This is a genomic window from Actinomycetota bacterium (assembly GCA_040881665.1).
Taxonomy (GTDB): domain Bacteria; phylum Actinomycetota; class UBA4738; order UBA4738; family HRBIN12; genus JBBDWR01.
In genome coordinates, this window is record JBBECT010000004.1 from 65,620 (window position 1) to 77,423 (window position 11,804).

Annotated in this window: 9 protein-coding genes; 4 read left to right on the forward strand and 5 right to left on the reverse strand. The window is 69.5% G+C overall.

The window, feature by feature from the left end:
- Together WEF05_01380 and WEF05_01385 are read left to right on the forward strand one after the other, a co-directional pair.
- Positions 1 to 296 (forward strand): hypothetical protein (locus WEF05_01380; GenBank protein ID MEX1100551.1); only part of this gene is annotated, 296 nt, incomplete at its 5' end.
- Between the two features lie 124 nt (positions 297 to 420).
- Entirely contained in the window at positions 421 to 2,385 is a 1,965-nt protein-coding gene (locus tag WEF05_01385; GenBank protein ID MEX1100552.1) for a PAS domain-containing protein, read from the forward strand.
- 6 nt (positions 2,386 to 2,391) lie between these two features.
- Here the strand turns inward: WEF05_01385 and WEF05_01390 are convergent, their stop codons facing one another.
- Together WEF05_01390 and WEF05_01395 are read right to left on the reverse strand one after the other, a co-directional pair.
- A complete protein-coding gene (locus tag WEF05_01390) occupies positions 2,392 to 3,453 on the reverse strand; it encodes a metallophosphoesterase (protein ID MEX1100553.1) in 1,062 nt (353 codons plus the stop codon).
- A gap of 19 nt (positions 3,454 to 3,472) precedes the next feature.
- Positions 3,473 to 5,002 carry a phosphodiester glycosidase family protein gene (locus WEF05_01395; protein ID MEX1100554.1) on the reverse strand — a complete coding sequence of 510 codons (1,530 nt, stop codon included), beginning with the start codon at positions 5,000 to 5,002 and terminating at the stop codon, positions 3,473 to 3,475.
- A 214-nt stretch (positions 5,003 to 5,216) separates the two neighbouring features.
- Here WEF05_01395 and WEF05_01400 point away from each other — a divergent pair, with 214 nt between their 5' ends.
- Together WEF05_01400 and WEF05_01405 are read left to right on the forward strand one after the other, a co-directional pair.
- The gene (locus WEF05_01400) at positions 5,217 to 6,932 is read left to right on the forward strand and encodes a PAS domain-containing protein (protein ID MEX1100555.1); all 1,716 of its coding nucleotides are present in this window, start codon (positions 5,217 to 5,219) and stop codon (positions 6,930 to 6,932) included.
- Positions 6,933 to 7,056: 124 nt separating this feature from the next.
- Complete coding sequence (locus tag WEF05_01405) at positions 7,057 to 8,526, forward strand: D-alanyl-D-alanine carboxypeptidase (protein ID MEX1100556.1); 1,470 nt, start codon at positions 7,057 to 7,059, stop codon at positions 8,524 to 8,526.
- 60 nt (positions 8,527 to 8,586) lie between these two features.
- On the opposite strand, the gene WEF05_01410 is transcribed toward WEF05_01405, so the two are convergent.
- From WEF05_01410 to WEF05_01420, 3 genes are read right to left on the reverse strand one after another with little or no spacing between them, the layout of a single operon-like run.
- Positions 8,587 to 9,072 (reverse strand): pyridoxamine 5'-phosphate oxidase, encoded by a 486-nt coding sequence (locus WEF05_01410; protein MEX1100557.1) that lies wholly within the window; start codon positions 9,070 to 9,072, stop codon positions 8,587 to 8,589.
- A 58-nt stretch (positions 9,073 to 9,130) separates the two neighbouring features.
- Positions 9,131 to 10,756, reverse strand: a complete 1,626-nt coding sequence (gene cimA / locus WEF05_01415) for a citramalate synthase (protein ID MEX1100558.1) — start codon at positions 10,754 to 10,756, stop codon at positions 9,131 to 9,133.
- The gene (locus WEF05_01420; protein MEX1100559.1) at positions 10,753 to 11,790 is read right to left on the reverse strand and encodes a 3-isopropylmalate dehydrogenase; all 1,038 of its coding nucleotides are present in this window, start codon (positions 11,788 to 11,790) and stop codon (positions 10,753 to 10,755) included. The genes cimA and WEF05_01420 overlap by 4 nt, the downstream gene beginning before the upstream one ends.
- Positions 11,791 to 11,804: the final 14 nt, after the last annotated feature.

Consider the following 11,804-nt stretch of genomic DNA (forward strand, 5'->3'; position numbering starts at 1 on the left):
ACTGCCCCGGCAACGGGGACGGGAACCACTCGGGCAACCCGCACTGCGACGACGATGACGACTGCCCCGGCAACGGGGACGGGAACCACTCGGGCAACCCGCACTGCGACGACGATGACGACTGCCCCGGCAACGGGGACGGGAACCACTCGGGCAACCCGCACTGCGACGACGAGGACGATGACGACGACGGCTACGATCGCCGGGTCCTGCCGGGGCTCGTGCTCGCGCTCCTCGGGACCGCGGTGATCCCGGTTCCGCTCCGGGTCCTCCGTCGTCGATCCCGGCGCAACTAGCCCATACCTGCGCACCTACGCGACGCGCGGGGCACGGAGAGACCACCCTCGCACCCCGCCCGGCCTGGAGGCACTTTCCACGGACATCAAGCGTCCCGGGCACCCGGCCGATGCCTCAGAGGTCATGGCGATCGATCCGGCCGGCGAGGCATCCGGCGCCGCTCCCACACCCCGGCACGCGGGGACCGAGGCGGCGGTCCTGTTCTCGCACCTGTTCCACGGAACCGCGGAGGGCCTCGCGGTCGTCCGCCACCGAGATGGGGTGTTCCTGGAGGCGAACGACGCGTTCCTGCGCCTGCTCGGACTCGACCGCGACGGCGTGGTGGGATCGTCATCCTTCGAGCTCGGCCTCTGGGCGGACCTGGGCGGCCAGGGAGCGGCGCGGGCGATCCTCTCCGAGCGCACCTGGGTCGAGGATCTGCTCGCCCATGTCGTCCACCCGAACGGCGAGGTCTCGACGCTGCGCGTCGCCGCCGAGATGCTCCGCACCACCGACGAACCGACGATCCTCGTCCGCGCGACCGAGGCCTCGACCCTGGTTGGATCCGACCGCTTCCGCGTGCTTCGCGAAGCCGAGGCACGGTATCGAGCGCTCGTCGAACAGCTCCCGGCGATCGTCTACAGCGAGGTGCCCGACGAGAACAGTCCCACCGGCTTCCGTGACGTCTACATCTCGCCACAGACCGTGGACAAGCTCGGGTACACCGCAGCGGAATGGCAGAACGATCCCACTCTGTGGCAGAAGGTCGCGCATCCCGACGATCTCCCCGACCTCCTGGTTGAGGAGGAACGCTCGAACGACACGGGCGACGCGTTCTCGAGCACCTACCGCATGGTCGCGCGCGATGGCGGTGTGCTCTGGTTCCACGACGATGCCGTGCGCGCGACCGATCCGGAGACCGGACTCGAGACGTGGAAGGGCATCATGCTCGACATCACCGAGCAGAAGCTGGCCGAGGAGCACCTGCGCGAGGCCGAGGCGCGGTACCGCACGCTGATCGAGCAGATCCCCTCGATCGTGTACCGCTCGGAGTTCACGACGAACGGAAGGTGGCTCTACGTCAGCCCCCAGATCGAACGGATCCTCGGCTTCACCCCGGAGGAGTGGCTGCTCCACCCCCATCCGTTCGCGACCTTCTGCCATCCCCACGACCTCGAGAGGATCAACGAGGCGGAGGAACGGTCCCACCTGACGGGCGAGCCCTTCAAGGCCGAGTACCGGCTCCGCGCCAACGACGATCGCTGGCGATGGATCCTCGACGAGGCCGACGTCGTGCGTGGACCGGAAGGGGAGCCGCTCCACATGCAGGGGCTGATGTTCGACATCACCGATCGCAAGGCGGCGGAGGAGCGCGTGCGCGAGGCCCTCGAACGCGAGCGCGCCGCGAACCAGCGGCTCGAAGCGCTCGACGTGCTCAAGAACACCCTGCTGCACACCGTTTCTCACGACCTGAAGAACCCGCTCACCGCGATCCACGCGGCGGCGAGCACGCTCCGCGACCTCGGCGACAAGCTCGCCGAGTCAGATCGCGGGGAGCTGATCGGCACCCTGATCTCCCGGTCCGAGCGGATGAACGAGCTGCTGAGCGATCTCCTCGACCTCGATCGGCTCGATCGCGGGGCGCTCGAGCCGAGACGCGCCCCCCTGGAGACCGCCGCGTTGATCGAACGGGTCGTGGCCGAGTGCGACGCCGCGAAGGGTCGCGCTGTCGAGATCGAGGCCTCCGTCGAACCGGTATCGCTCGACCGCACGAAGGTCGAGCGCATCGTCGACAACCTGCTCCGCAATGCCCTGCGCTACGCGCCCGCGAACACGCCGATCCGGATCGAGGCGACCGTCGAGGGCGACGCCCTCACGCTCGCGGTCGAGGACCGGGGACTCGGCGTGCCCGACGCAGAGAAGGACGAGATCTTCCGAGCGTTCCGGCGTGGTGCCGGTAGCCAGGCGTCACCGGAGGGAACGGGGATCGGCCTGTCGCTCGTGGATCGCTTCGCCGAGCTCCACGGCGGCCGGGCGTGGGTGGAAGACCGCGAGGGCGGCGGGGCGAGCTTCCGGGTGCTGCTCCCGGGGCACGAAACCTCGGCGTGAGCGGCGTCAGGCGAGACAGCCGGCCGAACCCGCGTCACGGACCCGCTCGGGCCCGATGCCACGGAAGCGCCACCCGTACGCGTCCGGTTCGAGGGTGAGTTCGAGCACCCCGAAGCTGCCCTCTCCCCGCACCTGACTGCCGGGCTGGGCGCGATCGAACTCGTAGAGCTGGTCCCCTCCCGTCCCCACGACGAACTGACGGACCCCCTCGGGATCTCGCCGCCCGCCGACGCCGAGCGGAGCGAACCGTTCGTAGGTTTCGTCGTGTGCGCTCAAGACCAACTCGACCCGGGCGTCGACGAGCAACCGCCACAACGGTTCGAGCCGGCCGTAGGGACCGTGCGGACCGGAGCTGAACCGGGGCTCGTGCCACATCGCGAGCTGGCACGTCGCCTCGCTGGTCCGAAGGCGATCGCGGAGCCACGTCCACTGCTCGCTCCCCGGTTCGCACGACGGCGAGCGGAAGAACGGATACGCGCAGTTCGCGTTCAGCGCGTAGATCTCCCACTCACCGACGCGGACCATGTACCAGCCCTTGTCGCGGGCGCCGGCTCGCTGCTTCCAGTAGTCGAAGTATCCGTCCGGCGACCCGGACCAGTACTCGTGGTTCCCGATCGCCGGGTAGGTGATGTCCTTGAACCGTCCCCAGCTGTCGTCGTAGACCTCCCGGAACTTCGCGAGCGTCCCGTCGTCGTTCTGCAGGTCTCCGAGACCGAGGACCGCGTCGGGGTTCAGTTCCTCGACGAGCTTGGCGGTGCGGTGCTGGGCGCAATGGCCGGCCGTGCCCCGACCATCGCGAAGGAACGGATCCTCCGTGTCGCACGCCACGTCGCCGGCGGCAACGACCGTCGCCGTCGTTCCGGCCGGCTCGGGGGCCGGGGAGTCCTCCGACGTCGGGCTCCCGGACGCAGAAGCCCCCGGGGCCGACGCAACGGTCGTCGGGACGGAGGTCGGGTCCGGCCCTGCCGCGGAACTCTGCACGCGCGAGGTGGGCCACAGAAGGATGCCGGCCACCACGAGCGCAACGAAGGTTGCGGAGGCGCCGGCGACCCGATGGGCGCGGGTCACGAGGGCCTCGGGGCGCCGATCAGGCGCCCGGCTCCGTCCCGGTCGCGGCTCGGTACGTGGCAAGGGCGTCCTGGAACTCGGTCGTCGTCGTCACGCCCGCCGGCACCGGACCGAAGACGCCACGGGCGAGCGCGTCGTAGTAGCCGCCCGTGGAACCGGGGTCGGTCAGGGCCTGCTGCTCGAGCACGCCGGCCATGTCCGGCGGCAGGAGGGTTGCCGAGCTCGTGGAAGCGGTCGTCCGTGCCGGTTCCTGGGGATCCGCGTGCGGCAGCACCATCAGGGCCGACACCGCCCACCGCTCGGGCGCGTCGGTCGGCCGGTTGACCAGGCAACCGGTCGAGCGGGGGACCTCACAGTACGGACCCCGAGGGCGGACCCACATCGTCGCCCCGCCCCCGCCGTCGAGGTTGATCGCCCAGGTGGCGCCGAGCTTGCGGAACTCGTTCGCGAACCGCTCGAGGTTGACGCCCACCGACCACCCCCGACGTCGTCCGTCGACGACCACGATGAAGGTCTTGCAGGTGTCGGTCGTGCGCTCGGTCGTGCAGCCGCGATTGATGCCGACGCCGGTGCGTGGGTTCTTGGCGCAGAAGTACGCGAGGGCGCATCCGCCCTTCGGAGCGACGTTCCGCGGCTTGCCGTCGCCGTCCGGATCGGTCAGCAGCTGCGGGGCGCCGCCGATCACGTCGGTGACCTTCGGGAAGCCCACGGTCCAACGCACGTCGGCCGTGTCGCCGACCTCGAGCGGCTTGATGAAGTTGTTCGCCTTCGTCGATCCGCGCTTGGTCCCGACCACGACAGCTCCGTCGCCGGCGAAATTCGTCGGGTTGCCGTCCGGGCAGGGGTCGTTCCACGTCTCGGCGACGCGCATCGTGCGCACGACACCCTCGGTCGTGACCCGTCGACGTCCCTCGGAGCCGTCCACGGGCACCAACCGCACGGAACACAGCCTCTTACCCGGATGTTGCTTCTGACCGCCCACGGGCGTCCAGCCCGCGACGTGCCCGCCTTTGCCGTCGCCGGAGTTCCATCGATCGACGATGAAGTTGACGCCGTCGCCGGTGAGGGGCTGCACGATCGCCTTCGCGCCGGGTCGCTTCGCGAACCCGCGCAGCTCGTCCTGCTGCATCGAGAAGGCGACCCCGGCCTGCCGTCCGGCGGTCCGAAGATCACCGTCCTCGGCGCTCACGTGGACGGGATAGCCGTCCTTGGCGAAGTCGCCGTTGACCGCGGCGAGCGCCCCGTAGGACGTGCCGATGTCGCTCGTCTTGCGGTAGCCGCCGAACACGTTGCTGGCCGCACCCACATCGAGCATCGCGTTCTGACGCTGCGGGTCGATGACCGTGAGGATCCGCATGCGGACGGGCCCCGACGAATAGGTCTTCGTCGAGAGAAAGACGCCCGGCTTCAGCTTGAACGAACGTTTGGAGACCCTTGCCGTCGCCCCGGTTGCCGGACCGAGCACGACCAGTGCCATAGCGAGCGCCAGACCAGCTCCCAGGATCGTTCGGGCCGCGGTCCGGCGTGGGAGGAACTCGTTTCGGCCCACGGGGTGATCCCTCCTGACTCCGGGGTCGACTGCCACACCAGATGGAAGCACCGAGGATAGCGATGATGGACTAGTCCGTGAACCCCGACCAAAGTCCTAGTCGCTGCGCCGGCCCACCTGCCCTGCCTGGCTCCCGCTCCGTCCGTTCCCTCAGGTCGAGCCGCGTGCCGCCGATATCCGGGGTACCGGAACGGTTTGGGGATCCTCTTCGTCGATGCCCGAGGGAAAGAAGGAAACTCTCGTGATCTCCGCCAGCAGACCGAACGGCGCCGGCCCTGCCGTGCCCAGGGGAACGAGCCCGATCCTGCCTGCCACGCCCGCCGCTGCTGCTGCGGCTCCCGGCGACACGGCCTCCCCCGGCGAGCGGCTCCTCGAGGCTGTTGCACGCACGGCGGAGCGGTTCCTGCGCGCCGAGGACTGGGCCGAACCGGTCCAGGAGGTCCTCGCGGACATCGGAGAAGCCACGGGCGTGGGCCGCGTGTACATCTTCGAGAACCACCGGGCTCGCGACGGCACGCTCCTGCACAGCATGCGGTGGGAATGGTGCGCGCCCGGCGTCCGAGCGACGTTCGGGGATCCCGATCTGCAGGATCGTCCCTACCCCCGGAGCGAGTGGAAGCGCTGGTTCGCGCGGATCGAGGCCGGAGAGACGGTGTTCGCCCACCACTCCGACGAGGCGAGCGAGGCGTCCAAGCGTGCGATGACGGGGTGGGGGATCGTGTCGATCGCGGTCGTGCCGATCCACGTCGGCGGGTCGTGGTGGGGATACATGGCCTACGACGACGTCGTGGAGGAACGGCCCTGGGCGGACGGTGAGCTCGAAGCCCTGCGGGCGGCGGCGGGGATCCTCGGCGCGGCGATCGAGCGCGACCGCGCCCGGTCGGAGGGCCGCGAGGCCGAAGCTCGGTACCGGGCGCTCGTCGAACAGATCCCCTCGGTCGTCTACACGGAGTACCTGGACGGCCCCGACGGCGAAGCGCAAGGCGTTTCGTACATGAGTCCGCAGGTGACGGCGCTGTTCGGATACACCCCCGAGGAATGGCTCAACCCGAGGGTCTACTGGGATCGCATCGTGCATCCGGACGATCGGACCCGGCTCGACGGGCTCGCGGACCGCTCGATCGACGAAGGCGTCCCGTGGCACGTCGAGTACCGCATCCGGACGGCGGACGGGGCCGAGCGCTGGGTGCTCGATGACTCGGTCATGCTCCGTGGCAAGGACGGAGAACCGCTCGTCTGGCAGGGAACCGTCACCGACATCAGCGCCGCGAAGGGGGCACAGGCCGAGCGCCGCAAGCTGCTCGCCCGCGTCGTCGAAGCGCAGGAAGAGGAACGACGCCGGATCGCCTCCGACGTCCACGACGACCAGATCCAGAAGCTCACCGCCGTCAGCCTGCGACTCCAGACCTTCCGCCGCCACGTCGAGGACCCGACGGCGCTCGAGGACCTCGACCGGCTGGAACGTACCGTCGGTCGTGCGATCGAAGGCTTGCGCCACCTCCTGTTCGAACTTCGGCCCAAGCTGCTCGACGATGCCGGACTCAGCGCGGCCCTCACGCAGTACTGCCGTCGCGCCGAGCTCGAATCCGGGATCGAGCACCTCGTCGACGGCGATCTGGAGTCCGAACCCTCCGCCCAGACCCGCGGCGTCGCCTACCGGATCGCCCAGGAGGCACTGACGAACGCGCGGCGCCACGCGAACCCGACGCGGATCACGGTACGGATCAACGGCAGCGAGGAGGCGATCGTCGTGCGGGTTATCGACGACGGCGACGGCTTCGAGGAGGGGCCCGGCCTCGCAGGAGAGGGCCACCTCGGACTGTCCTCGATGCGCGAGCGCGCCGAGCTGGCGGGCGGCACGTGGCAGCTTCGTTCGTCTCCCGGCCGCGGGACCACCGTCGAGTTCCGACTCCCGGTCCAACCGCGGTAGCCTGGCCCGACCCGTTCAGATCGGTGACCCACTGAACGCTCCTCCTCGATCCCTCACCCGGCAACCTCCTCGCCGCCCGCACCGTGCCCGCGGGCTCGTCGCGCTCGCGCTCGTCGCCTTCTGTGTGGCGTCGTCCCTCGCGTCCGCGGCATCGGCCGGCGTACCGGATCCGGCGACGGTCACGCTCGCACTCAGCACGCGGAAGCTGCCGGCCGGTTCCTGCCTCGACGCGACGATCACCGTCGGTCCGGACCGCACGGGCCAGGACGTCCAACTGCAGCGGGCCACCCGGGAGGGATGGAGAACGATCGCGCGGATCCCGCTCGGACCGGGTTCACAGGCCCTCGTCCGAACCTGCATGCACTGGAGCGACCTCGGAACGGTGCGGCTCCGATCCCGCTGGCCCCGGCAGGACGCCGACAACGAGACGGGCGTCAGCGCGATCAAGGACGTCAAGGTCGTGAAGGCACGATGGATGCGCAAGATCGATCGCCTCGTGCGGAAGCGCTCGATCGGGGTGTCGGTCGGCGCCGGAGCGGTGGGCGGCGATCCGGCGGCGCACACGTTCCTCTACCGGCGCGCCGATGCCACCCGGCGAGCCCCCGCCTCGAACGAGAAGCTCCTGCTGTCGATGGCGCTGCTCGACCGGCTGGGACCGGACGCGCGCTTCGCGACGAAAGCCGGCGTCACGCGATGGCGCAACGGGGTCTCCGGCGACCTGTGGATCACGGGGGCCGGCGACCCGGAGGTCGGCCCGGGCAAGATCCGCTCGCTCGCGACCCGCCTGGTCGACGCGGGCCTGCGGCGGGTCCGCGGGCGCGTCCTCGGCAACCGGGGCGGCTTCGCTCGCGACTGGTGGGCGCGAGGATGGAAGCGTTCCTACCGCGACCTCTACATCCCCCTGCCGACGGCGCTGACGTGGCAGGGCAATCGGGCCGGGGGGCGGCACATCCGCGACCCCGAGCGGCGCGCGGCGGCCTCGCTGCACGAGCAGCTCCGCCGCATGGGGGTGCGGATCGGAGGCCGCCCCGGGGACGGGCGCCCGAAGCGATCGCTCGACACGGTCGCTCAGGTGGGGTCGGCCCCGCTCGAGGACCTGTTGCGCCGTCAGAACGTGCACTCGAAGAACTTCTTCGCCGAGGTGCTCGGCAAGGCGCTCGGTGCGGCGCGAGCGGGCGCACCGGGAACGATCGCGAAGGGGGCACGATCGATCGAAGCCTTCACGAAGGGTCTGGAGGTGCGGGCGCGTGCGTACGACTCCTCGGGGCTGTCCTCGGCGAACCGGATCGCGCCCGGCGGGATCGTCCGGCTCCTGCTCGCGGCCGAAGACGCGAGCTGGTACGAGCCGCTCCGTACGAGCTTGCCTTCGGCGGGTCAGGGGACCTTGCGCGGCCGGCTGCGGGGCGTCGGGGTGCGGGCCAAGACCGGCACCCTGTCGGGCATCTCAGCATTGTCGGGGTGGGTCTGGCTCGAGCAGGAGGATCGCTGGGCCACGTTCTCGATCCTGTCGCGCGGCATGTCGAAGTCGACCGCGGTCGCGATCGAGGACCGCATCGTCCGTGCGATCTCGAACGGGGCCCGGATCCCCGACTGAGCGACGACGCTTGCGCTCGAGCGCCCCGCTCGCGGACACGCCTGATCGCCGGCACGCAACTCAAGGCGACGCGTCTGCGTGCCACACCGTGTGTCTCGGCTCCGGATCCCCATGACCTCGCGTCTGTGTGAGCAGACACCTACGGATGTCGAACGCGAACAGCATCTGAGGTTCGAGGTCCACGGGAGAAAGCTCGAGATCGGGGCGCTCCCGAACGTAGGTCGCAACGACCCCCTCCCGCACGGTCTGATCGTCGACGGCCAGAGCCTCGCCGGAGACGTAGAAGGCGTCCTCGTCCTTCTCCGCAGGGAAGGAATGCATCGAGAACAGCCGATTGCGAAGCAGGTCTGAACGCTTCGGCGAGGGGACGATCAGCGCGAAGAGCCCCTCATCGTGGATCACGGGACACATCGGATGGACGCGCGGGCCGCCATCGGCCCGTACGGTCGCGAGGAACGCCAGCCCGACGCCGTATTGGTACAGCAATGCCGCACCCGCATCGGCGAGATCGGGCCGCGCCGCCTTGAACGAGCCCCAATCAACCATGCACGGTGAGTGTCGGCGGCCGAAATCAGCAGGTCAAGGGCTCGAAGGAGGCCGAGCCTCAGCCGTCGGCGTGTTCGCGGGGATGGAGCAGACCGAACGTGTAGCCCTCGACCAGGGCCTCCCACGACGCCTCGATGATGTTGTCGCTGACCCCGACCGTGGTCCACTCGTGCTCGCCGTTGCTCATGTCGATCAGGACGCGCACGACGGCGCCCGTGCCGATCGTCTCGTCGAGCACGCGGACGCGGTAGTCCTCCAGCGTCATGTGGTCGAGCTCGGGATAGGCGTTCGCTAGCGCCTTGCGCAGGGCGTTGTCGAGTGCGCCGACGGGGCCGGCACCTTCGGCCGTCTCGATGTGCCGCTCCCCGTCGACGACGGCCTTCACCGTCGCCTCCGCGATCGCTCCAGCGTTGCCGCGCTCTTCGACCTCGGCCTTGTAGCTCTCGATCTCGAAGTAGGCCTGTGTCCATCCCTCGGCCGTGCGCATCAGCAGCTCCAGCGACGCATCGGCGAGATCGAAGGTGTAGCCCCTCGACTCCAGCTCCTTGAGACGGCCTACGAGCGTGCGCACCGCGTCGTCGTGCAGCTCGACCCCGTACTCGCCCGCCTTCATCTTGAGCGTGGAGCCACCACCGAGGTCGCTGGCCACGACGCCGCGATGGTTGCCGACGAGCTCGGGACGGACATGCTCGTAGGCCTCGGCGAAGCGAGCGATCCCGCTGGTGTGCAAGCCGGCCTTGTGGGTGAACGCGTACCGCCCGACGTAGGGCGCGTGCGACTGCGGCATCACGTTCGCGACCTCGGCGACGTAGTGCGAGAGCTCGGTGAGGCGCTCGACCGCGCCGTCCGGAAGACACTCGGCACCCAGCTTGAGGACGAGGTTCGCGCTGATCGGCACGATATCGGCGTTGCCGACACGCTCGCCGTATCCGTTGACGGTGCCCTGCACCTGGAACACGCCGTGTTCGACCGCGACCAGGGAGTTGGCGACCGCGCAGCCCGCGTCGTCGTGGACGTGGATCCCCAGCTCGACGGACGCCTGCTGCTTCACCTCGCCGACGATCCGCGCGATCTCGTGGGGAAGCATCCCGCCGTTCGTGTCGCACAGCACCAGGCGTTCGGCGCCTGCCTCCTCGGCCGCGGCGAGCACCGCCAGCGCGAAGTCGCGATCGCCGCGGTAGCCGTCGAAGAAGTGCTCCGCGTCGAAGAACACCCGCCGCCCCTGCCCGGCGAGGAAGGCGATCGAGTCCCCGACCATCCGGACGCCCTCGTCGAGGTCTGTCCGCAGCGCCTCGGTGACGTGCACGTCCCAGGACTTCCCGACCAGGCACACCACCTCGGTGCCGGTGTCGAGCAACTGGCGCAGTACGGCCGAGTCCTCGGCGCGCTCCCCGGCCTTGCGGGTCATGCCGAAGGAGGTCAGCGTCGCGTGCTTCAGCGGCTCCTTCGTGGCGACCTTGAAGAACTCGGTGTCGCGCGGGTTCGCGCCGGGCCAGCCGCCCTCGATGTAGGGGAACCCCACCTCGTCGAGCTTGTGGAGGATCCGCAAGCGGTCCTCGATCGTGTACGACAGGTCCGAGCGTTGCGCGCCGTCGCGCAGCGTCGTGTCGTACAGCTCGACCTTCAGCGTGTCGTCCGTGCGATCCCCAAGCGACTCAACCCCTTCTGTCTGCCTCGTGTTCATCCGGAAGCCCCGTCGACGACGAGGTCACCGACCTCGCTCGTCGAGTAGCCCATCTCACCCGCCCGCATCGACTTCATCTTGCCGGTCGCATGCCGGATGCCCCGGTCGACCTTCGCGGCGGCCTCGGTCTCACCGAGCTGGCCGAGGAGCATCTGCACCGCGCAGATCGCGGCCAGCGGGTTGATCGTTCCCTTCCCGATGTGATCGGGAGCGGTACCACCGATCGGCTCGAACATCGACACGCCGACCGGATTGATGTTCCCTCCCGCGGCGATCCCCATCCCGCCTTGGATCATCGCTCCGAGGTCGGTGATGATGTCGCCGAACATGTTGTCGGTGACGATCACGTCGAAGCGCGCGGGCCAGTCGAGGAAGTAGATGCATGCGGCGTCGACGTGTACGTAGTCGGTCTCGACCTCGGGGAACTCTGACGCGAGCTCGTCGACGACGCGTTGGTAGAGATCACCGGCGAAGGTCAGCACGTTCGTCTTGTGCACGAGGGTCAGCTTGCGTCGTCGATCGGGACGCATCGCGAGCTCGAACGCGTAGCGCACGATCCGTTCGACGCCGTGGCGCGTGTTGATGCTCTCCTGCACCGCGACCTCTTGCGGTGTTCCCTTCCGGTGGAAGCCGCCGGCACCCGAGTACAGGCCCTCGGAGTTCTCGCGCACCACGACCATGTCGACGTCGTCCTCCGTGTGGGACGGCACGAGTGTCTCGACCCCGGGGTAGCGCACGATCGGGCGCAGGTTCACGTACTGATCGAGCTCGAACCGCAGGCGCAGCAGCAGATCGCGTTCGAGGATGCCCGGCTTGACGTCGGTGTGCCCGACCGCGCCGAGGAACACGGCGTCCTTGTCCCGGATCCGGTCGAGATCGGCGTCGGGAAGCACCTCGCCGGTTCGCAGGAATCGTTCGCCGCCGAGATCGAACTCCTCCAGGCCGACCTCGAACCCGTCGCGAACCGCCTCGAGGACCTTGAGGCCCTCGCGGACGACCTCGGGGCCGGTGCCGTCACCGGGGAGCACGCCCATCCGGTAGGTGCGGT